The 24,630-nt window shown below is 74.4% G+C and carries 24 protein-coding genes; 15 read left to right on the top strand and 9 right to left on the bottom strand.

Going from position 1 to position 24,630, the window contains the following annotated elements; translation table 11 throughout:
• The first annotated feature begins 172 nt into the window (after positions 1–172).
• From AQJ30_RS10080 to AQJ30_RS10065, 4 genes are all read left to right on the top strand, one after another.
• On the top strand, positions 173–1,237 hold the full coding sequence (locus AQJ30_RS10080; RefSeq protein ID WP_079083958.1) for an endonuclease/exonuclease/phosphatase family protein: 1,065 nt from the start codon (positions 173–175) through the stop codon (positions 1,235–1,237).
• 114 nt (positions 1,238–1,351) lie between these two features.
• On the top strand, positions 1,352–2,563 hold the full coding sequence (locus AQJ30_RS10075) for an MFS transporter (protein ID WP_067231489.1): 1,212 nt from the start codon (positions 1,352–1,354) through the stop codon (positions 2,561–2,563).
• 130 nt (positions 2,564–2,693) lie between these two features.
• Positions 2,694–3,719 (top strand): ATP-binding cassette domain-containing protein, encoded by a 1,026-nt coding sequence (locus tag AQJ30_RS10070; protein WP_067231486.1) that lies wholly within the window; start codon positions 2,694–2,696, stop codon positions 3,717–3,719.
• Entirely contained in the window at positions 3,716–4,534 is an 819-nt protein-coding gene (locus AQJ30_RS10065) for an ABC transporter permease (RefSeq protein ID WP_067231483.1), read from the top strand. The genes AQJ30_RS10070 and AQJ30_RS10065 overlap by 4 nt, the downstream gene beginning before the upstream one ends.
• A gap of 36 nt (positions 4,535–4,570) precedes the next feature.
• On the opposite strand, the gene AQJ30_RS10060 is transcribed toward AQJ30_RS10065, so the two are convergent.
• Positions 4,571–7,942: an AfsR/SARP family transcriptional regulator gene (locus tag AQJ30_RS10060; RefSeq protein WP_067231480.1), complete on the bottom strand. Its 3,372-nt coding sequence runs from the start codon at positions 7,940–7,942 to the stop codon at positions 4,571–4,573.
• A 170-nt stretch (positions 7,943–8,112) separates the two neighbouring features.
• On the opposite strand from AQJ30_RS10060, the gene AQJ30_RS10055 reads away from it, so the two are divergent.
• The gene (locus AQJ30_RS10055; RefSeq protein WP_067231479.1) at positions 8,113–8,913 is read left to right on the top strand and encodes a site-2 protease family protein; all 801 of its coding nucleotides are present in this window, start codon (positions 8,113–8,115) and stop codon (positions 8,911–8,913) included.
• 44 nt (positions 8,914–8,957) lie between these two features.
• On the opposite strand, the gene AQJ30_RS10050 is transcribed toward AQJ30_RS10055, so the two are convergent.
• Positions 8,958–9,137: a hypothetical protein gene (locus tag AQJ30_RS10050; protein WP_067231476.1), complete on the bottom strand. Its 180-nt coding sequence runs from the start codon at positions 9,135–9,137 to the stop codon at positions 8,958–8,960.
• A 63-nt stretch (positions 9,138–9,200) separates the two neighbouring features.
• Positions 9,201–9,917 (bottom strand): NADPH-dependent F420 reductase, encoded by a 717-nt coding sequence (gene npdG / locus AQJ30_RS10045; RefSeq protein WP_067231473.1) that lies wholly within the window; start codon positions 9,915–9,917, stop codon positions 9,201–9,203.
• 99 nt (positions 9,918–10,016) lie between these two features.
• Between npdG and AQJ30_RS10040 the strand changes: the two genes are divergently transcribed.
• Positions 10,017–10,616 (top strand): hypothetical protein, encoded by a 600-nt coding sequence (locus tag AQJ30_RS10040; protein ID WP_067231471.1) that lies wholly within the window; start codon positions 10,017–10,019, stop codon positions 10,614–10,616.
• Between the two features lie 222 nt (positions 10,617–10,838).
• Positions 10,839–12,146 (top strand): MFS transporter, encoded by a 1,308-nt coding sequence (locus AQJ30_RS10035; protein WP_067232619.1) that lies wholly within the window; start codon positions 10,839–10,841, stop codon positions 12,144–12,146.
• 24 nt (positions 12,147–12,170) lie between these two features.
• On the opposite strand, the gene AQJ30_RS10030 is transcribed toward AQJ30_RS10035, so the two are convergent.
• Positions 12,171–12,404, bottom strand: a complete 234-nt coding sequence (locus tag AQJ30_RS10030) for a hypothetical protein (protein WP_067231468.1) — start codon at positions 12,402–12,404, stop codon at positions 12,171–12,173.
• Positions 12,405–12,461: 57 nt separating this feature from the next.
• Between AQJ30_RS10030 and map the strand changes: the two genes are divergently transcribed.
• Together map and AQJ30_RS10020 are read left to right on the top strand one after the other, a co-directional pair.
• A complete protein-coding gene (gene map, locus AQJ30_RS10025) occupies positions 12,462–13,319 on the top strand; it encodes a type I methionyl aminopeptidase (protein ID WP_067231466.1) in 858 nt (285 codons plus the stop codon).
• Between the two features lie 28 nt (positions 13,320–13,347).
• Positions 13,348–13,998 (top strand): biliverdin-producing heme oxygenase, encoded by a 651-nt coding sequence (locus tag AQJ30_RS10020; protein WP_067232617.1) that lies wholly within the window; start codon positions 13,348–13,350, stop codon positions 13,996–13,998.
• A 64-nt stretch (positions 13,999–14,062) separates the two neighbouring features.
• Here the strand turns inward: AQJ30_RS10020 and AQJ30_RS10015 are convergent, their stop codons facing one another.
• Positions 14,063–14,269, bottom strand: a complete 207-nt coding sequence (locus AQJ30_RS10015; RefSeq protein ID WP_067231463.1) for a hypothetical protein — start codon at positions 14,267–14,269, stop codon at positions 14,063–14,065.
• Positions 14,270–14,363: 94 nt separating this feature from the next.
• Positions 14,364–15,008 (bottom strand): PhzF family phenazine biosynthesis protein, encoded by a 645-nt coding sequence (locus tag AQJ30_RS10010; protein ID WP_067232614.1) that lies wholly within the window; start codon positions 15,006–15,008, stop codon positions 14,364–14,366.
• A gap of 214 nt (positions 15,009–15,222) precedes the next feature.
• Between AQJ30_RS10010 and efeO the strand changes: the two genes are divergently transcribed.
• From efeO to AQJ30_RS09990, 4 genes are read left to right on the top strand one after another with little or no spacing between them, the layout of a single operon-like run.
• Positions 15,223–16,362: an iron uptake system protein EfeO gene (gene efeO, locus AQJ30_RS10005; RefSeq protein ID WP_067231460.1), complete on the top strand. Its 1,140-nt coding sequence runs from the start codon at positions 15,223–15,225 to the stop codon at positions 16,360–16,362.
• 17 nt (positions 16,363–16,379) lie between these two features.
• Entirely contained in the window at positions 16,380–17,660 is a 1,281-nt protein-coding gene (gene efeB, locus AQJ30_RS10000) for an iron uptake transporter deferrochelatase/peroxidase subunit (RefSeq protein WP_067231459.1), read from the top strand.
• A 3-nt stretch (positions 17,661–17,663) separates the two neighbouring features.
• Positions 17,664–18,560 carry an iron uptake transporter permease EfeU gene (gene efeU / locus AQJ30_RS09995; protein WP_067231456.1) on the top strand — a complete coding sequence of 299 codons (897 nt, stop codon included), beginning with the start codon at positions 17,664–17,666 and terminating at the stop codon, positions 18,558–18,560.
• Positions 18,508–19,515 carry an SCO2278 family lipoprotein gene (locus AQJ30_RS09990; protein ID WP_067231454.1) on the top strand — a complete coding sequence of 336 codons (1,008 nt, stop codon included), beginning with the start codon at positions 18,508–18,510 and terminating at the stop codon, positions 19,513–19,515. Before efeU ends, AQJ30_RS09990 begins: the two co-directional genes overlap by 53 nt.
• A gap of 30 nt (positions 19,516–19,545) precedes the next feature.
• Here the strand turns inward: AQJ30_RS09990 and AQJ30_RS09985 are convergent, their stop codons facing one another.
• The 3 genes from AQJ30_RS09985 to AQJ30_RS09975 all read right to left on the bottom strand — a co-directional run bounded on the left by AQJ30_RS09985 (position 19,546) and on the right by AQJ30_RS09975 (position 22,101).
• A complete protein-coding gene (locus tag AQJ30_RS09985) occupies positions 19,546–20,277 on the bottom strand; it encodes a bifunctional DNA primase/polymerase (protein WP_067231451.1) in 732 nt (243 codons plus the stop codon).
• A 177-nt stretch (positions 20,278–20,454) separates the two neighbouring features.
• A complete protein-coding gene (locus AQJ30_RS09980) occupies positions 20,455–21,063 on the bottom strand; it encodes a TetR/AcrR family transcriptional regulator (protein WP_067231448.1) in 609 nt (202 codons plus the stop codon).
• A 36-nt stretch (positions 21,064–21,099) separates the two neighbouring features.
• Entirely contained in the window at positions 21,100–22,101 is a 1,002-nt protein-coding gene (locus AQJ30_RS09975) for a Gfo/Idh/MocA family protein (RefSeq protein ID WP_067231445.1), read from the bottom strand.
• Positions 22,102–22,184: 83 nt separating this feature from the next.
• Here AQJ30_RS09975 and AQJ30_RS09970 point away from each other — a divergent pair, with 83 nt between their 5' ends.
• Positions 22,185–23,492, top strand: a complete 1,308-nt coding sequence (locus AQJ30_RS09970; RefSeq protein WP_067231443.1) for a multidrug effflux MFS transporter — start codon at positions 22,185–22,187, stop codon at positions 23,490–23,492.
• Positions 23,444–24,613 (top strand): serine hydrolase domain-containing protein, encoded by a 1,170-nt coding sequence (locus AQJ30_RS09965; protein ID WP_067231440.1) that lies wholly within the window; start codon positions 23,444–23,446, stop codon positions 24,611–24,613. Before AQJ30_RS09970 ends, AQJ30_RS09965 begins: the two co-directional genes overlap by 49 nt.
• Positions 24,614–24,630 lie beyond the last annotated feature (17 nt).

Below are 24,630 nucleotides of genomic sequence, written 5' to 3'. Positions count from 1 at the left end.
CGGATTCCGTCACAGACGGTTTGTCCGCGACCGGATCCGGAACCCCTGACACCGGCCTGTTCGTCCTCGTGCCCGTACGGCCGTCCCGGACGGCAGGAACAGAGCCGATCATCCCCTAGGGTCGTACCCCGGGGGGACGTACGGTGTGCACGGCAGGCAGTGAGGCGACGGTATGGCGCAGCAGGCGTACTTGACGGAGACGGACAACGGCGGCTCGGGTCCCGACCGCCGGGGGACCCGGTTCCGGCGCCTGCTCGGACGCCGGGCCCGCCGCTTCCTCGACGGCTGGCGCGGCGACCGGCGGATCTGGCGGCGCGGCCTGGTGCTGACGGCCCTGGCGCTCGCACTGTCCCTGGTGATGGTGGCGCACGCGCGCATCCCCAACCGCTACGGCAACCTCGGCAGCCTCACCGAGACGTTCCTGCCCTGGCTCGGCCTCTTCGTGCCGGTGCTGCTGGTGGGCGCGCTGGTGCGCAGGTCGGCCACCGCGCTGATCGCGGTGGTGCTGCCCGCGGTGGTGTGGCTGAACCTCTTCGGCGGGCTGCTGACCGACAAGACCGGCTCCGGCGGCGAGCTGATGGTGGCCACGCACAACGTCAACGCCGACAACCCCGACCCCGCCCGCACCGCCCGGGACGTGGCCGCGTCCGGCGCGGACGTGCTGGCCCTGGAGGAGCTGAAGGCGTCCGCGGTGCCCACGTACGAGAAGGCGCTCGCGTCGACGTACCCGCACCACGAGGTGGTCGGCACGGTCGGGCTGTGGAGCAAGTACCCGCTCAGCGGCGTCAAGGCGGTCGACATCAAGCTCGGCTGGACGCGCGCGATGCGGGCGGCCGTGGCGACGCCCGAGGGGCCGGTGGCGGTCTTCGTGGCCCATCTGCCGTCCGTGCGCGTGAAGATGGAGGCCGGGTTCACGGCCCGGCAGCGCGACAAGAGCGCGGACGCGCTGGGCGGGGCGATCGCCGACGAGCCGCTGCCCCGCAAGATCCTGCTGGGTGACCTGAACGGCACCATGAACGACCGTGCCCTCAACGCGGTGACCTCGCAGATGCGTTCCACGCAGGGCGCGGCGGGCAGCGGGTTCGGGTTCAGCTGGCCGGCGTCGTTCCCGATGGCGCGCATCGACCAGATCATGGTGAGCGGCGTGGAGCCGGAGGCGTCGTGGACGCTGCCGCGGACGGGCAGCGACCACCTGCCGGTGGCGGCGCGTGTGAAGGTGACCACATCCGGGTCGTGAAAACCGCTGCGTAACCGGGACTTCACCGGTCGGAATACTCGGCCGGGGAGAGTTTGTTCCGCCATTGAACATACGATGGCCGTCCGCTCGCTCTCCTGAAAGGCCCACCCCGTCATGCCCCTGGCCCTGCTCGCCCTCGCCGTGGGTGCCTTCGGCATCGGCACCACCGAGTTCGTGATGATGGGCCTGCTGCCCGACGTCGCGGCCGACCTGCACGTCTCGCTGCCCACCGCCGGGCACCTGGTGTCCGCGTACGCGCTCGGCGTCGTCGTCGGCGCCCCGCTGCTCGCGGCGGTGACCGCGCGCACCTCCCGCCGGACCGTGCTGATCTCCCTGATGGTCCTGTTCGTGGCCGGCAACGCGCTGTCCGCCGTCGCGCCCGGCTACGACTCCCTGCTCGCCGCCCGCTTCCTCAGCGGACTGCCGCACGGCGCCTTCTTCGGCGTCGGCGCGGTCGTGGCGACCACGATGGTCGCCCCCGAGCGCAAGGCGCGGTCCGTGTCGCTGATGTTCCTCGGGCTCACCGTCGCCAACATCGCGGGCGTGCCGGTGGCCACGCTCATGGGCCAGCACCTCGGCTGGCGGGCCACGTTCCTCGGCGTGAGCGCGATCGGCCTGGCCGCGATCGCCGCCCTCGCCGCGCTGATCCCCCACGACCACGCGCCCGCCCCGGTCACGGGCCTGCGCGGTGAGCTGGCCGCCCTGCGCTCGCTGCCGGTGTGGCTGGCGCTGGGCACGACGGTCGCCGGGTTCGGCGCGCTGTTCTCGGCGTACAGCTACGTCACGCCGATGCTGACCGACGCCGCCGGGTACGCCGACGGGAGCGTGACCCTGCTGCTGGCGCTGTTCGGGGTCGGCGCGACCATCGGCAACCTGCTGGGCGGGCGGCTCGCGGACGTGTCCCTGCGCGGCACGCTGTTCGGCGGCCTGACGGCCCTGGCGGCCGTGCTGGCGCTGTTCCCGCTGCTGATGTCCGCGGCCTGGAGCGCGGCCCTCGCGGTGGTGCTGCTGGGCGTGGCCGCGTTCGTCACCGGCTCGCCGCTGCAGCTGATGGTCATGGAGAAGGCGTCCTCGGCGCCCTCGCTGGCCTCCTCCGCCAACCAGGCGGCCTTCAACCTCGCCAACGCCGGCGGCGCCTGGATCGGCGGCCTCGCCCTCGCGGCCGGCTTCGGCGTGACGTCCCCGGCCGTCGCGGGCGCCGCCCTGGCGGTCCTCGGTCTCGCCGTCGCCGCCGCGGCCTACGCGGTGGACCGCGGCCGCACCCCGGGCCGGGGCCGCCTGGTGGCGTCCCACGTGCCGCACGAGGAGCTGGCGCCGGCCGAGTAGGGCGGGGCTGGTCCAGGGGCCTTCCCACCGGGCCCCGGCCGATCTGCTTGTCGGTGTCCTGTCGGTGGGCGGGGCCCGGTGTAGGCGTCCTGTCGGTGGGATGTCGGTCGCCGCTGGCACCGTTGCGGTCATGACGCGAATCGACAACGAACCCGCCGGCGCAGGAAGCGCCGTGACCGTGCGGGGGCTGGTGAAGCACTACGGCGACACCAAGGCCCTCGACGGCGTCGACCTGGACGTGCGCGAGGGCACCGTGATGGGGGTGCTCGGCCCCAACGGCGCCGGCAAGACCACCCTCGTGCGCATCCTGTCCACCCTGCTGGCCCCCGACGCCGGCCGCGCCACCGTCGCCGGCTACGACGTCGTGCGGCAGCCCCGGCAGCTGCGCCGGGTCATCGGCCTCACCGGGCAGTACGCCTCCGTCGACGAGAAGCTGTCCGGCTGGGAGAACCTCTACCTCATCGGCCGGCTGCTCGACCTGTCCCGCAAGGACACCCGGGCCCGCGCCGACGAGCTGCTGGAGCGGTTCTCCCTCATCGAGGCCGCGCGCCGGCCGGTCGGGACGTACTCCGGCGGCATGCGGCGGCGCCTGGACCTGGCCGCCTCCATGATCGGCCGGCCCGCGGTGCTCTACCTGGACGAGCCCACCACCGGCCTGGACCCGCGCACCCGCAACGAGGTGTGGGACGAGGTCAAGGCGATGGTCGGCGACGGCGTCACCGTGCTGCTGACCACCCAGTACATGGAGGAGGCCGAGCAGCTCGCCTCCGAGCTGACCGTCGTCGACCGCGGCAAGGTCATCGCGGGCGGCGGGATCGAGGAGCTGAAGGCCCGCGTCGGCGGCCGGACCCTGCGGGTGCGCCCCGCCGACCCCGCGCACCTGCGGCCGCTGGCCCGCGCGCTCGACGAGCTCGGCATCACCGGCCTCGCCACCACCACCGTGGACGCCGAGCGCGGCTCCGTGCTCGTGCCCGTCCTCAGCGACGAGCAGCTCACCGCCGTCATCGGCGCGGTCACCGCGCGCGGCATCACGCTGTCCTCCGTCGTCACCGAACTGCCCAGCCTCGACGAGGTGTTCCTGTCCCTCACCGGCCACCGCGCCAGTGCCCCGCAGGACACCCGTCCCGCCGACGACCGCGAGGAGGTCGCCGTATGAGCGCCGCCACCCTGACCCCCACGGCCGCCGGGGACGCCCCCATCCCGCTGCGCGCCCACCTGCGCCACACCGGGGCGCTGGTCCGCCGCAACCTGCTGTGGATCCGCCAGGACCCGGAGTCGATGTTCGACGCGGTCCTCTTCCCGGTCATCTTCACCCTGCTGTTCGTGTACGTCTTCGGCGGCTCCATCGGGGCGTCGATGGGCGGCGGGCAGGACCAGTACGTGCAGTACGTGGTGCCGGGCCTGATGGCCATGATGGGGATGAACATGGCCCAGGGTGTGGGCACCGGCTTCAACACCGACTTCAACTCCGGTGTCATGGACCGGTTCCGCTCGCTGCCCATCGGACGCGGCTCGGTGCTCGTCGCCAAGATCGCCGTCGAGCTGATGCGGATGCTGTTCGCCACCGTCGTGCTGATGATCGTCGCGGTGCTGGTCGGTTTCGACATCACCCACTGGACCGGGATGCTCGCGTCCATCGGGCTGTCCGCGGTGTTCGGCTCGGCGCTGATGTGGGTGTTCCTCACCCTGGGCGTGGTGATGAAGAGCGCCCAGTCGGTGCAGGCGATGGGCTTCCTGGTGCTGATGCCGCTCCAGTTCGGCTCGTCGATCTTCGCGCCGACCGCCTCGATGCCGGGCTGGCTGCAGAACTTCACCGACTACAACCCGCTGTCCGCGCTCGCCGACACCGCGCGCGGCCTGATGCTCGGCGGCCCCGTCGCGCACGACCTGTGGGTGACGCTGGCCTGGTCGGTGGCGCTCACCGCGGTGATGGCGCCGGTGGCCATCCACAAGTTCCGCACGAAGAACTGACCCCGTGCCCGGCCCCCGGGTGCCCGACCGCGGACGTCACAGCAGGGCGGCGGCCTCCTCGAAGGAGAGGCCGCCGCCCTCGGCGTAGGCGCGGGCGTACGCCGTCTCCTCCAGCACCTCGCGCAGCCGCCGCACGGCCAGGTCGTGGCTGGCGCGCTCCATGCTGTCGCGGACGTGCCCGGACGGCAGCAGCGCGTCCGCGGCGGCGAGCAGCCGGACGGCGTCGTGCGCGCGGGCGCCCCCGTCCAGACCGGCCAGGGCGACGGCCGCGATGGTCAGGTACACGCAGCGCATGTGCGGGGCGATCACCTGCGCGAGCGGGTCACCGGCCTGCTCCAGGGCCCGCCGGACCGTCGTCAGGGCCTGCTCGTGACAGCCGTCCAGCGCGTCCAGCCAGGCCTGCGCACCCAGGATGAACGCGTCGAACACCGCGAAGTGGGCGATGGCGAACTCCTCGCGCAGCAGGCGCAGTTGCTCGCGGGCCTCGGCGATGCGGCCGGTCACGCCGAGCCGGCCGGCGAGGAAGAGCCGGGCCGCGGGCATCGCCTCGTTGACGACGCCGTCCCCCTGCTCGATCACCTCGCGCAGCAGGCGCTCGCCGCGCTCGTCCTCCCCGGCCTCCAGCAGGACGCTGCCCAGCCGGGCGGAGAGCACCGCCACCTGGGCGCGGGCACCGAGCACCTCGGCCTGCTCCCTGGCCTCCTCGAAGGCCGCCGCGGCCTCCCGGTAGGCGCCGCTGCGCTCGTACGCCTCGGCGCGCACGGACAGCGCCTCGGCGGTGCCCCAGGTGTCGCCGAGGCGGCGGAAGATCGCCAGCGCCTCCTCGGCGTCCTGGGCGGCGTCGCCGGCCCAGTCGGTGCGGTTGGCGAGGATGTTGCCGCGCCACTGGAGGCAGAAGGCCAGTTCCCACTCGAAGCCGGAGGTCTCCCGGCAGGTGCGGACGTTGGCGTCGATCAGCTCGCGCAGCCGCTCCATGTCCCCGGTCAGCATCACCGCGTAGTACCACAGCGCGCCGGGCAGCCGGCAGGTCTGCGGCAGGCCGGGCCCGTAGGCGCCGGCGATGGCGCGCAGCTTGGCCTGCGCCGCCGGGTTCTGCCAGGCGTCCAGTTCGGTGTCCATGCAGGCCAGGTGGGCGAGGTGGACCGCGCGCCGTGCCTCCAGCAGGTCCTCGCCGGACAGCGGGGGCGGGCTGTCGGTGGCCCGGCGCCACACCGGGGCGGCCGGACGGACCGGCTCGGCGAACGGGTCGGGGCCCAGCGCCATCGTCTCGCGGCACCAGGTGCGCGTCTCCAGGCGCAGGTCGCGCATCCCCCAGTACCCGGTCAGCGACAGGGTGAGGTACAGCGCCTCCTGTTCGTCGCGGTCGGCGACGGCGCGGCGCAGCGCGGTGCGCAGGTTGTCGTACTCCAGCTCGAACCGGGTGATGGCGGTGCGCTGCTGTGCGCCGCGCAGCAACGGCTCGGTGGTGCGGGCGAGTTCGCGGTAGTACGTCAGGTGGGCGCGCTCGGCGGCGGTGCGGCCACCGGTCTCGTCCAGGCGTTCGCCGGCGTACTCGGCGACGGTCTCCAGCAGCCGGTAGCGCATCTCGCCGTCGGCCGAGGGGCCCGCCACGACGAGGGACTTGTCGACCAGCGAGCCCAGGGTCTCCAGCGCGTGCGGGCCGCACACGGCCTCGGCGGCGGCCAGGTCGCAGCCGCCCGCGAAGACCGACAGCCGGCCCAGCACCTCGCGCTCGTCGGCGTCGAGCAGGTCCCAGGACCAGTCGACGACGGCGCGCAGGGTCTGCTGGCGGGGCAGGACGGTGCGGCTGCCGGAGGTGAGCAGGCGGAAGCGGTCGTCGAGGCGGTCGGCGAGCTGGCGGGGCGTCATCATCCGCAGCCGGGCGGCGGCCAGTTCGATGGCCAGGGGCAGGCCGTCGAGGCGCCGGCAGATCTCCGCGCAGGCCTCGGGGTCGTCGGCGGTGCGGAAGCCGGGGCGGGCTGCGGCCCCGCGTTCGGCGAGCAGCCGCAGCGCCACCGGCTCGGGCAGCGGTTCCACCGGCCGCAGCACCTCGCCGGGCACGCCGAGGGGTTCGCGGCTGGTGGCGAGCAGCGTCAACCGGGGGCAGCGGGCGAGGAGTTCCTCGGCGAGCCGGGCGGCGGCCCCGACGACGTGCTCGCAGTTGTCGAGGATGATCAGCATCCGCCGCCGGCCGCAGTGCTCGACGAGCCGGTCCAGGGGGTCGTCGTGGCGGTCGGCGACGGCCCGCATCTCCTCGGCGCCGGCGCCGTACAGCACGGTGTCGCGGGCGCCCACGGCGGTCAGCACGGCCTGCGGCACGGCCTCGGGCAGGTCCACCGGGGCCAGTTCGGCCAGCCACACCCCGTCCGGTGCGGCGTCCCGCACCCGCTCGGCGGCCTCCTGGGACAGCCGGGTCTTGCCCGCCCCGCCGGGCCCGAGGAGCGTGACGAGCCGGGCGCCGGTGAGGTCGTCCCGGATGGCGTCGATGTCGCTCTCCCGCCCGACGAACGAGGTCAGCCGGGCCCGCAGGTTGCCGACGGCGGGCGCGGCACCCCCGGACGGCGCGGACGGCGCGGGCGGGTCGGCGGGCCGAGGGGCCTCCGCGCGCGGACGGGCCGGAGCGGACGACGCGGCGGCGGCCCTGCGCCCGCCCGGCGGCGGTGCGGGGGCGGGACGGTCCTGCGGGTCGAGCAACTCGGCGTGCAGGGCGCGCAGTTCCGGTCCCGGGTCGGAGCCCAGGCGGTCGGCGAGCAGCCGGCGCACGTCCTCGTAGGCGGCCAGCGCCTCGGCGGTGCGGCCCGCGTCGCGCAGGGCGCGCAGGCGCAGGCCCTGGAGGGGCTCGTCCAGCGGGTGGGCGTCGCACAGCGCGGTCAGCTCGGGCAGGGCCTGCTCGGCCTGTCCGAGGGCCAGCGCGGCGGTGTGGCGGGCGCGCAGGGCGTCCAGCCGGCGGGCGGCGAGACGGGCGGCCTCGGCGGTGCGGTCGGGCAGGTCGGCAAGGACCGGGCCCTGCCACAGGGCGAGGGCGTCGTCGAGGAGGGCGGCGGCCTTGGCGGGGTCGCCGTCGGCCAGGGCGCCCAGGCCGTCGGCGGTCAGCCGCTCGAAGCGGTGCAGGTCGACGTCGTCGGGGACGGCGGTGAGCCGGTAGCCGCCCTCGACGGAGGCGATCGCCCCGGCGCCGAGGGCCCGCCGCAGCCGGCCGACCAGCGCCTGGAGCGCTCCCGGGGCGTCGGCGGGCGGGTCACCGGCCCACACCTCCTCCACCAGCAGGCCCGCGGGCACGGCCCGGCCGGGCCGCAGCGCGAGCACGGTCAGCAGGGCACGCAACCGTGTCCCGCCGATCGCGACGGGGGTGCCGTCGGGGCGGGTCGCCTGGGCTGTGCCGAGGATGCGGTAGCGCACGGGGTCCATTCTCTCCGGTCTCTGCGGCGGTACGGGTCACGGGGACCGGGGGTGGCGCCCGGCCCGTGGATCACCCTGCGGGAACCGACGGGCCACCGCGAGACGTTTTCCGCCTGCGCCCGGTACGGTCGGGCAGGCCGAAGACCCGTACGGACCCGTCTCACCAGGAGCCCGCTTCCATGACCACCGTCACCACCCGTCGCAGCGACCGGCGGATCAGTCCCGTCTTCCTCGGGATCGTGGCCGTCACCGCCGTCACGGGCTGGGCGACCTGGACCGGGTTCGCCGCGCAGCCCGGCGTCGCCGTGTTCCTGTTCGTGACGGCGGCCTGGATCGTCTCGCTGTGCCTGCACGAGTACGCGCACGCGCGCACCGCGCTGCACGGCGGGGACGTCACCGTGGGCGCGAAGGGCTACCTGACGCTGAATCCGCTGAAGTACACGCACGCGGTGCTGAGCATCGTGCTGCCGGTCATCTTCGTGATCATGGGCGGGATCGGTCTGCCCGGCGGCGCGGTGTTCATCGAGCGCGGGCGGATCCAGGGGCGCTGGAAGCACAGCCTGATCTCGGCGGCCGGCCCCCTGACGAACGTGGTGTTCGCGCTGGTGTGCACGGCCCCGTTCTGGTTGGACGCGCTGGACGGGGTGCCGGCCGACTTCCGTTTCGCCCTCGCCTTCCTCGCGCTGCTCCAGGTGACGGCCGCGATCCTGAACTTCCTGCCGGTGCCGGGCCTGGACGGCTACGGCGTGATCGAGCCGTGGCTGTCGTACGGGGTGCGGCGCCAGGTGGAGCCGTTCGCGCCGTTCGGGCTGCTGTTCGTGTTCGCACTGCTGATGGTGCCGTCGGTCAACGGTGTGTTCTTCGACGCGATCTACGCCGTGCTGGACACCCTGGGCGTCGGGGACGTCGAGCGCTACTGCGGCGAGGACCTGTACCGCTTCTGGCAGGGCACCAGCGACTTCTGCGCCGCGGTCTCCTGACCGGACCCCGTGGTGCCCCGGGCCGGCTCCCCCGGCCCGGCTCCTCAGCCCGCGGCGGACTTCCCGGCCTTGCCGCGCTTGAGGTAGTACCAGGTCATGTTGGACGACAGGCCCGCCAGCAGCACCCAGACGATGCCCAGCCAGTTGCCCTGGACGAAGGAGACGACCGCGGCGGCGACGGCGAGGACGCAGACCACGAGGGCGTAGAGGGCGAGGCGGGGCATGGGGCTGGCTCCTTGTGGGGGACACGGCTTCGCCGACCAGTGTCCCCCATCGCCCCGCACGGCTCACACGTCGGTGACGCGCAGCCCGGCGTGCGCCTTGTAGCGGCGGTTGACGGAGATCAGGTTGGCGACCAGGGACTCCACCTGGTGGGCGTTGCGCAGCCGGCCGGCGAAGACGCCGCGCATGCCGGGGATGCGCCCGGCCAGCGCCTGCACGGTCTCCACGTCGGCGCGCTCCTCGCCGAGCACCATCACGTCGGTGTCGATCTCCTCGATCCCCGGGTCCTGGAGCAGCACCGCGGACAGGTGGTGGAAGGCGGCCGTGACCCGGGAGCCGGGCAGCAGGGCGGCGGCCTGCTCGGCGGCGCTGCCCTCCTCGGGCTTGAGGGCGTAGGCGCCCTTCTTGTCGAAGCCGAGCGGGTTGACGCAGTCCACGACGAGCTTGCCGGCGAGGTCCTCGCGCAGGGCCGCGAGGGTGTCGCCGTGGCCCTCCCACGGCACGGCGACGATCACGACGTCGCTGCGCCGGGCGCACTCGGCGTTGTCGGCGCCCTCGACGCCGTGGCCGAGCTCCTCGGCGGCGGTCCGCGCGCGGTCGGCGGCGCGCGAGCCGATGATCACCTTCTGGCCCGCCTTGGCGAGGCGGTACGCGAGGCCCTTGCCCTGCGGCCCGGTGCCGCCGAGCACGCCGACGACGAGGCCCGAGACGTCGGGGAGGTCCCACGGGTCCTTGGCGGGGGCCTTCTGGGGGGCAGCCTGTGCACTGTCGGAAGAGGTCATGGGCCGACTGTACGTGGGGCCGGTCCCCCGTCGCCCGGTCGGGGGAATCCGCCGCGAACGCCCCGCGCGGGCCCCGGCGCCGGGCCAGGATGCGGGGTCATGGACGCCGTACGGGTCGCGCTGCTGCGCGAGGTGCTCGCCGGGACCGAGTGGCTGGGGGCCACGCGGAGGTTCGCCGGGGCGCTGCGCGGCTCGGTGGTGGCGCACGGGGGCGGGCTGCTGCTGGTGGGGACGGCCGCGTACGAGCCGTGGCACCTGGCGGCGCACCTGGTGGACGAGGCGGCCTGGTCCGGCACGCCGGAGCTGGCCCCGACGCTCGTACGGCACGACGCGCGCCCCTCGGACCCGGCGCACCTGGCGGTCGGGCTGGGGCGGATCGAGGCCGCGCGGCGGGGCGAGACGCTGCTGGTGGTGGCGGAGCGGGAGGACGCGGCGCTGCTGGAGCGGGTGGCCGGGGCCCGGCGGGGCGGGGTGACGGTGCTGGCGCTCGGGGCCGGGGACGGGGAGCTGCCCGCGCTGGCCCACGAGGTGCTGCCGGTGCCGGGCGGCGCGGAGCTGGACCTGGACACGGTGCAGCACCTGGTCAGCGCGGCGGCCGGGGAGAACGCCGTCCCGCGCCCACGGGGCCGCCGCCGCTTCCGCGACGCCCTGTCCCGCCTGGCGGAGTCCCTGACGGAGCCCCCGCCGTCGCCCTGGTGAGGCGGTCCGCCCGGCGGTCCGCCCCGGCCGGGCGCGACGGCGGCGCCGGACGGGAAAAGGGTTTGCCGGAGGTCACGCCGGGCCGGACCATGGCATCTCGTGACCGACGCAGCACCCGTATCCCCGCCCCCCGCCGTGCCCGGGCCGCCCCACGACGCCGGGGCGGCCGACGCCCCGCCGGCCGCGGCTGCTCCGGCCGCCCCCGCCGCCCGCGCCAAGGGCCTGCGGTCCGTGCTGCCGGACCTGACCCCCTGGCGGGCCTCGCGGGACTTCCGGCGGCTGTGGGTGTCGGGGCTGGTGTCCGGGTTCGGCAGCTTCCTGACGTTCGTGGCGCTGCCCGTGCAGATCAAGGAGCTCACCGGGTCCGCGGCGGCCGTCGGCGCGATCGGCGCCGTCGAGCTGGTTCCGCTGCTGGTGTTCGGGCTGTACGGCGGTGCCCTCGCCGACGCGCTGGACAAGCGCAAGCTGATCGTGCGGACCGAGGTGGGCCAGGGGCTGCTGTCGTCCGGTCTGCTGCTCAACGCGCTGCTGCCGGAGCCCGCCGTGTGGCCGCTCTACGTGGTCGCCGCCCTCTCCTCCGCGCTGGTGTCGGTGCAGCGGCCCGCGCTGGACTCCCTGTGGCCGCGGATCATCGCCCACGACCACCTGCCGGCCGCGGCCGCGCTGAACTCCCTGCGCTGGACGGTCGGCGGGGTCGCCGGACCGGCCGTCGCCGGGGTCGTGGTGGCCTACGCGGGCCTCGGCTGGGCCTACGGCGCGGACCTGCTGACCTTCGTGGTGTCCGTGGCGCTGGTCGTGCGCATCGCGCCCTCCCCCGCCTCGCACGCGGCGGGCAGGCCGTCCCTGCGGGCCATCGCCGAGGGCGCCCGGTACGCCTGGAGCCGCAAGGAGCTGCTCGGCACCTACGCCGTGGACCTCGCCGCGATGTTCCTGGCCATGCCGCTGGCCGTGCTGCCGTTCCTGGCGGACGAGCTGGACGCCGAGTGGTCGCTGGGCCTGATGTACGCGGCGGTGCCCGCCGGTGCCCTGGTCGTCAGTCTGACCAGCGGCTGGGTCTCGCGCGTGCACCGGCACGGCCGGATGGTCGTGCTGTCGGCCGCGCTGTGGGGGCTGGCCGTCGCCGCCGCGGGACTCGTGCACGACGTCTGGCTGGTGCTGCTGTGCCTCATCGTCGCGGGCGGCTGCGACATGGTCAGTGGCGTCTTCCGGGGCGCCATGTGGAACCAGACCATCCCGGACGAGCTGCGCGGCCGGCTCGCCGGCATCGAGCTGCTGTCGTACTCGGTCGGACCGACCCTCGGCCAGGTCCGCAGCGGCGGGTTCGCCGCCTGGTGGGGCGTGCGCGCGTCGGTGTGGTCCGGCGGTGCGCTGTGCGCGGGGGCGGTGGGCCTGCTCGCGCTGTGCCTGCCCGCGCTGATGTCCTACGACGAGCGCACCAACGAGCACGCCCGCCGCATGCGGGAGGGACGCGCCCCGGCGGCTGAAGCCGCCGCCGGGGACACCCCGGGACCGCCCGGGGCCGTGTCCTAGCCGGGTCCTAGTCGTCAACGGGTCCTAGTCGTCGTCCTTCGGACCGCCCGCGGAGGCGTCGTGCCAGCGCGGGTCGTTCTCCCACTCGAGGTTGCGCTCGCGGGCCGTCTGCATCGCGTGCTCCGCCTCCTGCCGGGAGGTGTACGGACCGAACCGGTCCTTGGCGGGGCAGTCGGGCCCCTCCTCGACCTTGTGGTGCTCCAGGCAGTAGTACCACTCGCCCGGCTTGCCGACCGTGCGCTTCTTGAACAGGGCCATGACCAGCTCCTCTCGCCTCCGACATGTTCCCCGATGCCCGCTCGTTAGACTCGCTCCATGTCTGGCCAGTCGCTGCTCGTTCCGGGGGAGCTGTCCCCCACCCGTACCGTGCCCGGAAACATCCGCCGCCCCGAGTACGTCGGCAAGCCCGCGCCGACCCCGTACACGGGCCCTGAGGTGCAGACCCCCGAGACCGTCGAGGCGATGCGCACCGCCGGGCGGATCGCCGCGCGGGCGATGGCCGAGGCCGCGAAGATCATCGCGCCCGGCGTCACCACCGACGCCCTGGACCGGGTGGCGCACGAGTACCTGTGCGACCACGGCGCCTACCCGTCCACGCTCGGCTACCGCGGCTTCCCCAAGTCGCTGTGCACCAGCGTCAACGAGGTCATCTGCCACGGCATCCCGGACTCGACGGTGCTGCGCGACGGCGACATCGTCAACCTGGACGTCACCGCGTACATCGGCGGGGTGCACGGCGACAACAACGCGACCTACCTGGTCGGTGACGTCGACGAGGAGTCACGGCTGCTCGTGGAGCGGACCCGGGAGTCGCTGAACCGCGCGATCAAGGCGGTCCGGCCGGGCCGGCAGGTCAACGTCATCGGCCGCGTCATCGAGTCGTACGCCAAGCGCTTCGGGTACGGCGTGGTGCGGGACTTCACCGGGCACGGCATCAACTCCTCGTTCCACTCGGGGCTGATCATCCCGCACTACGACAGCCCGCACGCGACGACGGTCATGCAGCCGGGGATGACGTTCACGATCGAGCCGATGCTGACGCTCGGCACCCACGAGTACGAGATGTGGGACGACGGCTGGACGGTCGTCACCAAGGACCGCAGGCGCACGGCCCAGTTCGAGCACACCCTGGTGGTCACGGAGACGGGCGCCGACGTCCTGACGCTGCCGTAGCGTGGACCCGGCCCCGATGACGCCCCCCGTGGACTCGCTCGCCGCGCTCCTGCGCACCGCCACCCGGGACCAGCACGCGGAGGCGGAGGCCTCGGTGTTCCTGGCCCACCTGCTGGGCGGGCGCCTCGACGTGGGTGCGTACGCCCGCTACACCGAGCAGCTGTGGTGCGTCTACGAGGCGCTGGAGGCGCCGGCCGGGCGGCTGGCGTCCGACCCGGTGGCCGGGCCCTTCGTGCGCCCGGAGCTGTTCCGGCTCGCGGCGCTGGAGCGGGACCTGGCGCACCTGCGGGGTCCCGGCTGGCGCGCGTCGCTGAGCGCGCTGCCGGCGACACGCGCGTACGCGGAGCGGATACGGGCCTGTGCGAGCCGGTGGCCCGCAGGGTACGTCGCCCACCACTACACCCGCTACCTGGGTGACCTGTCGGGCGGCCAGTTCATCCGCGGCCGGGCGGAGAAGACGTGGGGATTCGCGCGGCGGGGCGACGGCGTGCGCTTCTACGTGTTCGACCGGATACAGGGTCCGGCCGCGTTCAAGCGGGACTACCGGCGGCTGCTGGACGAGGTGGGCGCCGACGGGCCGGAGCGGCAGCGGATGGTGGCCGAGTGCCGGCTGGCGTTCGCGCTGAACACGGCGGTCCTGCGGGAACTGGGCGAGGAGTGCGCCCTGCCGGCAGCGTGACGGCGTGCGGGTGCCCCGGGGCGCGCCCACGGCAGCGGGGCGCGGTCCGGGGCACCGGTGCGGGTCAGGAGAAGAAGAGGTCGCCGCAGTTCGTGCCGGCACCGCCGAGGTCGGCCGTGACGGTGTCGATGAAGTAGAGGTACGTGCTGCAGGTGGTGTGCTCGTCGGAGCCGCCGCGCTGCTCGTGGTCGGCGGCGGAGGCCGTCGCCGCGCTCACGGCGGTCAGGGCGGCGGTCAGGACGACGGCGGCGAGAGCCGAACGGATGCGCATGGGTCTCCTCGGTTCGGGAGGGGTGACTGGTCAGGGCCATCGGTTCCCCGGCGGCGGCCGCCCCCACACGCGGTTCCACCCGAACGTGCGACGCTCAGCGCTCCAGGTACACCCGTCCGCCGATCTCCACCCAGCCGCCCGGCTGGGGGGCCGTCAGGATCTGCGATCCGGCGCCCTGGGTGATGTTCAGGGCGCGGCCCAGCCGGTCGGTGAGCAGCAGGGCCGCCGCGCCCGTGGCCTCGTCCTCCTCGATGCCGTCGTCGCGGCCGGGGAACGCGCGGGCCCGGACCCGGCCCGCCGGCTCGTCCTCCCAGGCCCAGGCGTAGATCCACTCGCCGGGCGGCGGCACGGCGAGGTCGTCGACCTCGGCGGCGGTGGCGTACCGGCGCAGGGTGCGCGGCGGGGCCCACTCGGCGCGGGCCTCGATCCAGCAGAACTCGCCGTCCTGCCGGGCGCCCACCACCCCGGCCGGGGTGCGGAGTTCAGGCACGTCGAGCAGCCAGGCGGCGCCGACGCAGGGGTGGCCGGCGAAGGGCAGGCGCAGGGTGGGCGTGTAGATGTCGACGATGCCGCGCTCGGGGTCGTCCACGAACACCGTCTCGCTGAAGCCGAGCTTCCCGGCGAGCGCCTGGCGTTCCGCGCGCCCCGGCAGCGCCGAGCCGTCGCGGACCACGCCCAGTTCGTTGCCGTAGCCGCCGTTCGGCGCGCAGAAGACGCGGAGCACGTCGTAGGCGGGCACGTCGTAGTCAGTCACCCGCGCATTGAAGCACCCACCGGGTTCCCTTGAACCTCCCTTGACCTCCGCATGGGGTGCGGTTTGGGACGCCGTGACCGGCTCGTGCTCTTACACCGTCCATGAGAGGCGAATCACGGCCCGGGGCTGTATGAGGCAGGTAAGCCTCAGATAACTTAGGCGAGCCTCACCAATCCGAACTGCCAGGCCGGGAGCCCGCATGCGAGCCGCCAGAGTGTCCGTCGTCACCGCCGTCTCCGTCGTGGCGGCCCTGACCGCCGTCACCGGCTGCACCGAGAAGAGCGACGCCGCCGACGGCGACCGCGTCATCTCCGTCACGGCGACCGACGACACGTGCGACACCTCCGTCAAGGAGATCTCCGCCGGTCACGTCGAACTCTCCATCCAGAACAAGGGCTCCAAGGTCACCGAGGTCTACGTCCTGTTCCCCGACGACCGCGTCGTCACCGAGCGGGAGAACATCGGCCCGGGCACCAAGCAGCGGGTCACCGCCGAGGTGAAGGCGGGCGAGTACCAGATCGCCTGCAAGCCCGGCATGAAGGGCAAGGGCATCCGGCAGACCCTCAAGGTCACCGGCGGCAGCACCGCCCGGCGCGACCCGCTGCTCGACCAGGCCGTGGCCGCCTACCGCCAGTACACGCAGCAGCAGGCCGACGAGACGCTGCCGAAGGTGCAGGCGTTCGTGACGGCCGTGAAGGCCGGGGACGTCGCCGCCGCCAAGAAGGCGTACGCGCCCTCGCGCATCGGCTGGGAGCGCACCGAGCCGGTCGCCGAGTCCTTCGGCGACATCGACCCCAAGGTCGACCTGCGCGAGGCGGACCTGGAGGCCGGGCAGAAGTGGACCGGCTGGCACACGCTGGAAAAGGCCCTCTGGAAGAACGGCACGGTCAGCGCCGCCGGCAAGGTCCTCGCCGACCAGCTGGTCACCGACCTGACGGACTGGCGGAAGCGGGTCGGCACCGCCGACATCACGCCCACCTCCATGGCCAACGGCGCCAAGGAGCTGCTGGACGAGGTCGCCACCGGCAAGGTCACCGGCGAGGAGGAGACCTTCTCGCACACCGACCTGGTCGACTTCAAGGCCAACGTCGAGGGCGCGCAGAAGGCGTACGACCTGCTCAAGCCGGTCGCCCGCAAGAACGACCAGGCCCTGACCACCGAACTGGACCAGCAGTTCGCCGCGCTGGACGCGCTGCTGGACAAGTACCGCGCGGACAAGACGTCGTACGACTTCGTCTCCTACGACAAGGTCGGCGACGCCGACCGCAAGCAGCTGTCGGACGCGGTCAACGCGCTCGCCGAGCCGCTGTCCAAGCTCGCCGCTGCCGTCGCCAAGTAACGGGGAACTCGACTGACATGACGGACACCGACAGCACCCCGAGCACGGGCGGCACCGACCACACGGCCAAGGCGCCCTCCCGGCGCGCGCTGATCGGCTGGGGCGGCGCGGGACTCGCGCTCGGTGCCGCCGCGGCCGGCGGCGCCGTCGCCATGACCCGCGTCGGCAACGACGTGGACCCGGCCGGCGCCGACGCCGGCGGCGCGGTGCCCTTCCACGGCGCCCACCAGGCGGGCATCTCCACGCCCGTGCAGGACCGGCTGCACTTCGCGGCGTTCGACGTGACCACCCGGGACCGGGCCGCGTTCGTCCAGCTGCTGAAGGACTGGACCGCGGCCGCCCGCCGGATGACGGCCGGCCAGGCGGTCGGCGAGGGCGCGTACGGCGGTCTCGCCGAGGCCCCGCCGGACGACACCGGCGAGGCGCTGGGCCTCAAGCCGTCCCGGCTGACCCTGACGATCGGCTTCGGCCCGTCGCTGTTCACCAAGTTCGACCTGGCGGCGCAGCGGCCGGACGCGCTGATCGACCTGCCGAAGTTCGCCGGCGACGCGCTCGACCCGAACCGGAGCCACGGCGACCTGTGCGTGCAGGCGTGCGCCGACGACCCGCAGGTCGCCGTGCACGCCATCCGCAACCTGGCCCGCATCGGCATGGGCAAGGTCGTCATCCGCTGGTCGCAGCTCGGCTTCGGCAAGACCTCCTCGACCACGCCCGGCGCGCAGACCCCGCGCAACCTGATGGGCTTCAAGGACGGCACCCGCAACATCGCGGGCACCGAGACGGACCGGCTGGACAAGTTCGTCTGGGTCGGCGAGAAGGACGGCCCCGGCTGGATGACCGGCGGCAGCTACCTGGTGGCCCGCCGGATCCGCATGCACATCGAGACCTGGGACCGCACCTCGCTGCAGGAGCAGGAGGACGTGTTCGGCCGCGACAAGGGCGAGGGCGCCCCCGTCGGCAAGGCCAAGGAGCACGACGAGCCGTTCCTGAAGGCGATGAAGCCCGACGCGCACGTGCGGCTCGCGCACCCCCACTCCAACGGCGGCGCGACGATCCTGCGCCGCGGCTACTCCTTCACCGACGGCACCGACGGCCTGGGCCGGCTGGACGCGGGCCTGTTCTTCCTCGCCTACCAGCGCGACGTGCGTGAGGGGTTCGTGCGCATCCAGCGCAACCTGGCCACCGACGCCCTCAACGAGTACATCCAGCACGTGGGTTCGGCGGTCTTCGCCGTGCCGCCCGGCGTCCGCGACGCGGACGACTGGTGGGGCCGCACGCTGTTCGCCAAGGAGGCCTGACCCGTGTTCTCCAACTACCTGATCGGACTGCGCGAGGGCCTGGAGGCCAGCCTCGTCGTCTGCATCCTCATCGCCTACCTGGTCAAGACCGGCCGCCGGGACGCGCTGAAGCCGATCTGGCTCGGCGTCGCCACGGCGGTGGTGATCGCGCTCGGCTTCGGCTGCGCCCTGGAGTTCGGCTCCCAGGAGCTGACGTTCGAGGCGCAGGAGGCCCTCGGCGGCTCCCTGTCGATCATCTCCGTCGGCCTGGTGACGTGGATGGTGTTCTGGATGCGGCGCACCGCCCGGCACCTGAAGGCCGAGCTGCACGGCAAGCTGGACGCCGCCCTCGCCATGGGCACCGGCGCGCTGGTGGCGACCGCGTTCCTCGCGGTGGGCCGGGAGGGTCTGGAGACCGCCCTGTTCATCTGGACGTCCGTGCACGCGGCCGGCGACGGCACCCCCCGCCCGCTGCTCGGCGCGGCGCTGGGCCTGGCCACCGCGGTGCTCCTCGGCTGGCTGTTCTACCGCGGCGCGCTGCGCATCAACCTGGCGAAGTTCTTCACCTGGACCGGCGGCATGCTGGTCGTCGTCGCGGCGGGCGTGCTCGCCTACGGCTTCCACGACCTGCAGGAGGCCGACTGGCTGCCCGGGCTGACGGACCAGGCCTTCGACATCACCGGGGCGGTCCCGCCGGACAGCTGGTACGGCACGCTGCTCAAGGGCGTGTTCAACTTCCAGGCCGACCCGACGGTCCTCCAGGTCACGGTGTGGCTGCTGTACCTGGTCCCGACGCTCGCCCTGTTCCTCGCCCCGGTAGGGTTCGCCTCCGGGAAGGGGAAGGTGAAGACACCGGATGACGCACCGGATGACCAGGGAGCGCGGCCCGAGGACCGGCCGTCCAGGGCCCAGCAGGCGTGACCGCGGCGCCCTCCTGGCGGCCTCGCTGACCGTCGTCTCGCTGACCGCGAGCGGCTGCGTGGTCGTCCACGGGGAGCGCGAGGTGATCCCGACCAGCACGCGCGGTGAAGCGGCCCGCGCGGTCGAGGAGTTCACCGCCGCGTACAACAAGGCCGACGCCGCCTACGACGCGTCCCTCGACGCCGCGTACACCGCGGGGCCGCTCAAGGTGATCGACGCGGCCCGGCTGAAGGCGGGGCACGTCAACCACCCCGGGGGCAATCCGCAGCACACCCCGCTGGCGCTGTCGGACGTGCGGTACACGATCCCGAAGAAGGCCGGCTGGCCGCGCTGGTTCGTCGCCGACGCCCGCGCCAACAAGGGCGGTTCGGCCCGCTGGCTGATGGTGTTCCAGCGCCACGACGCCTCCGAGCGGTGGCAGGCCACGTACCTCACGCTCGTCGCGCCGGGCGCGCTGCCGGAGTTCGCGAAGGACGGGGACGGCTGGGCCGAGGCCGTCCCGGCCGACGCGGGCGGGCTCGCCGCCGCGCCCGGCACCCTCAGCAAGGGCTACGCCGACTACCTCCGGGGCGGCGGGAGTTCCTTCGCGGACGGCGGCAACACCAGCGCGCTGCGCGCACAGCGGCAGAAGAACGCGAGCCGGCCCGGGCTCGCCACGCAGTACGTCGACGAGCCGCTGACCGACGGCGACTACGCGCCCGTGGCGCTGCGCACGGCGGACGGGGGCGCGCTGGTGTTCTTCAGCTCGCACCACTTCGTGAAGCAGACGGCGGCGCAGGGCGCGAGCGTGCCGGCGCCGAACGCGAACGTGCGGGCGCTGACCACGGGCGAGATCAAGCAGACGCTGACGATGGAGTTCGTGGCGAACCAGGTGGCCGTGGACCCGGCGGGCGCGGGCGGCCGCGTCGCGGTGCTGGCCCGGGTGGAGGGGCTCACCTCCGCGAAGGGCGAGTGACGCCGGGCCGTCCCCCGCGGGCCCGGTGCCTCAGTGGCGCAGGGGCCACGGGGAGGACGACTGGTCCTGCCCCGCGTACTTGGCGCAGGCGTCCGTGAGGGACTCCAGCAGCGTCAGCGGCTCGGGCAGGGGGTGTTCCGGGCCCCGCACCCAGTGCACCGACTGCCCGTCGTCGCCGGGGAGGCGGGAGGGCGGCACGAGGACGTAGGAGCCCCGGCAGTGCCAGCGCAGGCCGGGGTGCTCGTCCATGGTCTCGGGGTGGCAGTCCAGCTCGCAGGGCCACCACTCGTCCTCGTCCTCGGGCGTGCCGCGGGTGAGGGTGAAGAAGTACATGCGGCCGTCGTCGCTCTCGGCGACCGGGCCGACCTCCACGCCGGAGTTCAGCAGCCGCTCCAGGGCCTCGCGGCCGGCCTCCACGGGCACGTCCAGGACGTCGTGGGTCATGCCGGTCGCGGTGATGAAGTTGGCCTGCGGCTCGTGGCGGGCCCAGCGCTCGACCTGGGCGCGGTCGGTGGTGGACTGCGTCTGCCAGGCGAAGGACACCGGGTGCCGGGCGGGGGTGGGACAGCCCACGCGGTCGCAGGAGCACCGGTAGCCGGCGGCGGGGTGCGCGGCGGGCGCGAGCGGCAGTCCCGCTCCGGCGGCGGCGAGCAGCAGCTCCTCACGGCCGCCGTCGCCGGCGGCCTCCTGCGGGCCGCTCCCGCGCAGCCACTGGGAGATCCTGCCCCGCAGGCCGGTCCGGCCACCGAACTCCGCGCTCATCCGTCCCCTCGCCTCGCTGTTGTGCGGACAGCATGCCCCATGGTCCCACCTTCCCGCGCTCCGGGGGACCGGGGGGCCGCGTCCGGGCAGGTGGGACGAGGAGCACGCGGGGGCGCACACCGGTCACCGGGTGCTCCGCCCGGCTCACGGCGGGCGGGGCGGGCGGGGGCGGGCGCGTCAGCGGGGGGCGAGTCCGTGCAGCGCGTAGTCGACGAGGGTGTCGGTGTAGGTGTGGGAGATCTCACCGGTGCGCTGGAGCCAGCGCTGGGCGAGCGGGGAGACGAACAGTTCCAGCGCGATGCGCGGATCGACCCCGGCGCGGACCTGGCCCGCCTCCTGGGCGGAGCGCAGCCGCTCGACGTACAGCTGGAGCTGGGGCTCCAGGAGCTTGGCCACGAACGCGCGCCCCAGCTGCTCGTTCACCAGCCCCTCGGCGGCCAGGGCGCGCGAGGGCGCCTCGAAGCGGGGGTCGAGGAGTTCGTCGACCGTGGCCCGCAGCACCGCCTTGAGGTCGGCGGCGAGGTCACCGGTGTCGGGGATCCGGTACGGCTGCTGCCCGGCCTCCTCGGCGACCCGCTCCCCCAGGTCGAGGAACGCCTCCAGCAGCACGTCCGCCTTGGACGGCCACCAGCGGTAGATGGTCTGCTTGCCGACCCCGGCCCGGGCGGCGATCCCCTCGACCGTCGTCCTCGGGTACCCGACCTCGCCGACCAGGGAGAGCGCGGCGTCGTAGATGGCGCGGCGGGACTTCTCACTGCGGCGACGGGCGTCCGGACGGTTGACCATGACCCGACGCTACCGCGGCCCCGGCCGGCCCCCGCCTCACGCCTCCTCGGCCGGGTAGCGCACCCCGATCCGCTCGCGGACGGCGTCCAGGGTGCGCATCACCGCGAGGGTGCCGTCCAGCGGGACCAGGGGCGACTCGGTCTCCCCCGCCCGGACCGCCCGCATCACCTCGCGCGCCTCGTGCCGCAGCGTCGTACGGGGGCCGTCGGCCGGGTCCGCCACGAACTCCTCCGGCTCGCGCCCGGTGCGGTGCAGCACGAACCGCTCGGGGTGGAAGAACCCGGCGGGCAGGTCGATCCGCCCGCGCGTCCCGGTGACCGACGCGGACGTGCCGGTGCCGCCGTCGATGGAGCAGTGCAGCGCGGCGAGCGCGCCGGACTCCCAGGACAGCACGGCGCCGGTCTGCAGGTCGACGCCCTCGTCGGAGAGCACGGCCTGGGCGGCGATCCCGGCCGGCTCGCCGAGCAGCAGCTGGGCGAAGGACACCGGGTACACGCCGAGGTCGAGCAGCGCGCCGCCGCCCTGGGCGGGGTCGCGCAGCCGGTGCGCGGGCGGGAAGGGGCCCTCGAGGCCGAAGTCGGCCTGCACGGTGCGCACCTCGCCGATCGCGCCGTCGTCGACGAGCTGCTTCAGGCGGCGGAGCATCGGGTTGCAGTACATCCACATCGCCTCCATCAGGAAGCGCCCCTCGCGCCGCGCGAGGTCGACGAGTTCCCCGGCCTCGCGGACGTTCAGCGTGAACGGCTTCTCGCACAGGACGTTGCGCCCGGCCTCCAGGCACAGCCCGGCGGCGGCCCGGTGCGCGGCGTGCGGGGTGGCGACGTAGACGACATCGATGTCCGCGTCCTTGGCGAGGGACGCCCAGTCGCCGTACGCGCGGGGGATGCCGAAGCGCTCGCCGAACGCCCGCGCCGAGGCCTCGCTGCGCGAGGCGACGGCCACCACCTCGGCGTCCGGCAGGTCGATCAGGTCCGCCGTGAAGGCGGCGGCTATCCCGCCCGTGGCCAGGATTCCCCACCGCACGCTGTCCGTCGTCATGCCCGCCCGCCCTCGCAACCGTCCCAGCAGTCCGTACGAGCTGAGAGCATAGGTGCCGCACGTGTCGGAGAGGGAGGGGCCACATGCCCGAGGGCGGGGCGATACCGGAGCCGGCGGTCACCGGCGGCGCGCCGGACAGGGCGCGGGGGACCGCGCCGGCCGTGCCTCCGGGGCGGGGCGCCGGCCTGCTGGTGACCCTGGTGCTGGGCGGGCTGACCGCGATCCCGGCGCTGTCGATGGACATGTACCTCCCGGCGCTGCCGGAGGTCTCCCGCACCCTGCACGCCCCGGCCGCGAGCGTCCAGCTCACGCTGACCGCGTGCCTGGCCGGGATGGCGCTGGGGCAGCTGGTGGTGGGCCCGATGAGCGACCGGTGGGGCCGGCGCCGCCCGCTGCTGGCGGGGCTGGCGGTCTACGTCGTCGCCACGGCCCTGTGCGCGGCGGCCCCGGACGTGGAGCTGCTGGTCGTGCTGCGGCTGGCGCAGGGCCTGGCGGGCTCGGCCGGCATCGTCATCGCCCGGGCCATGGCGCGGGACGTGTACGACGGGGTGGCGCTGGCCCGCTTCTTCTCCACGCTGATGCTGATCGCCGGGGTGGCGCCCGTCGCGGCGCCGCTGATCGGCGGGCAGGTGCTGCGGGTGACGGACTGGCGGGGCGTGTTCGTGGTGCTGACGGTGGTCGGGGCGCTGCTGGGCGCGCTGGTGTGGGCGCGGCTGCCGGAGACCCTGGTGCCGGCCCGCCGGCACGCGGGCGGGGTCGGGCAGGCGCTGCGCTCGATGCGCGGGCTGCTGGCCGACCTGCCGTTCGCCGGGTACGTGCTGAGCGGCGGCTTCGCCTTCGCCGCGCTGTTCGCGTACATCTCCGCCTCGCCGTTCGTGGTCCAGGAGATCTACGGCGCCTCGCCGCAGACGTTCAGCCTGCTGTTCGGGCTGAACTCGGTGGGGCTGGTCGCGGCCGGGCAGCTCAACGGCAAGGTGCTGGTGGGCCGGGTGCCGCTGGAGCGGGTGCTGGCCGCGGGTCTGGCGCTGCTGGTGCTGGCGTCGACGGCGCTGCTGCTGATGTCGGCCGGCGTGTTCGGCGCGGTGGGGCTCGCCCCGGTGGCGGCGGCGCTGTTCGTGCTGATGTCGGCGATGGGCCTGACGCTGCCCACCGCGCAGACGCTCGCCCTGGTGCGGACCCGGCACTCGGCGGGGGCCGCGTCCGCGCTGCTGGGCACGGCGTCGTTCCTGGTCGGGGCGGTGGCCTCGCCGCTGGTCGGGGTGGCCGGGGAGCACACGGCGGTGCCGATGGCCCTCGTCCAGCTGACCGCGTCACTGGTGGCGGTGGCCTGCTTCGTGGGAATGTGCCGTCCCTGGAACACCCGTACGGGCGCGGAGGGAGCAGGCAGCTGAGCGCACCGAGACTGCGCGTCGACACCCCGGAGAGGGCCGGCCTCGACGCCGAACGCCTGCGTCCGCTCGCCCGCGCGGTGCACGACCTCACGGAGGGCGAGCGCCCCTGGGCTGCGGGCGCCGTCCTGGTCGCCGGGCGCGGCCCGGTGATCGCCGTGCAGGAGGCGGCGGGCTGGGCCGTGCGCTACGCGCGCTACGACCCGGAGACGGACCGCGGTGTCGAACTGCCGCCCGGCGACCGGGTCCCGGTGACCGTCGGCACGCCCTTCGACCTGGCGTCGCTGACCAAGCTGTTCACCTCGGTGGCGGCGGTGCAGCAGATCGAGCGGGGCACGCTCGGCATCGACGCGCGCGTCGGCGCGTACCTGCCGGACTTCCCCGCGGCGGCCAAGCACGGACTGACGGTCCGTCAGCTGCTCACGCACACCTCCGGGCTGCGGCCGGAGCTGCCGCTGTACGACTGCGCCGACGACGCCGGGCGGCTGGCGCTGCTGCGCGCGGAGGAGCCGGTGTCCGAGCCGGGCCTCCCCGTCTACTCGGACCTGAACATGCTGCTGCTCCAGCACCTCCTGGAACGGCTGACCGGCCGCCCGCTGGACGTGCTGGTCCACGACGGGATCACCCGGCCGCTGGGCATGACGGCGACCCGCTTCGGCCCCTGCCCGGACGCGGCCGCCACCGAGGACCAGCGGCGGCCGTGGGCGAAGGCGGACCGGGGCATGCTGCGGGGCGTCGTGCACGACGAGAACGCCTGGGCGCTGGGCGGGGTCGCCGGGCACGCGGGGCTGTTCTCCACCGGCCGGGACCTGGCGGTGTTCTGCCGGGCCCTGCTGTGCGGCGGCGCCTACGGTCCCGCGCGCATCCTGGGCCCGGACTTCGTGGACCTGCTGCTCGCGCCGCCGGGGCTGGGCTTCGCCGTGGACCAGCCGTGGTTCATGGGCGAGCTGGCGGGCCGGAGCGCGGCGGGCCACACCGGGTTCACGGGCACCTCGCTGGTGCTGGACCCGGTCACGGACACGTTCCTCGTCCTGCTGGCCACCACGGTCCACCCGCGCCGCCGCGCCCCCGACAGCACCCCGCGGGCGGCGGCGGCCACGCTCCTCGCCCGGGCGGTGAAGTGACCGTGTCCGAGGTGTGG

Source organism: Streptomyces longwoodensis, assembly GCF_001514125.1.
Lineage (GTDB): Bacteria > Actinomycetota > Actinomycetes > Streptomycetales > Streptomycetaceae > Streptomyces > Streptomyces longwoodensis.
The sequence above is the reverse complement of the archived record's forward strand: the minus strand, read 5'-3'. Positions and strand labels throughout refer to the sequence as shown.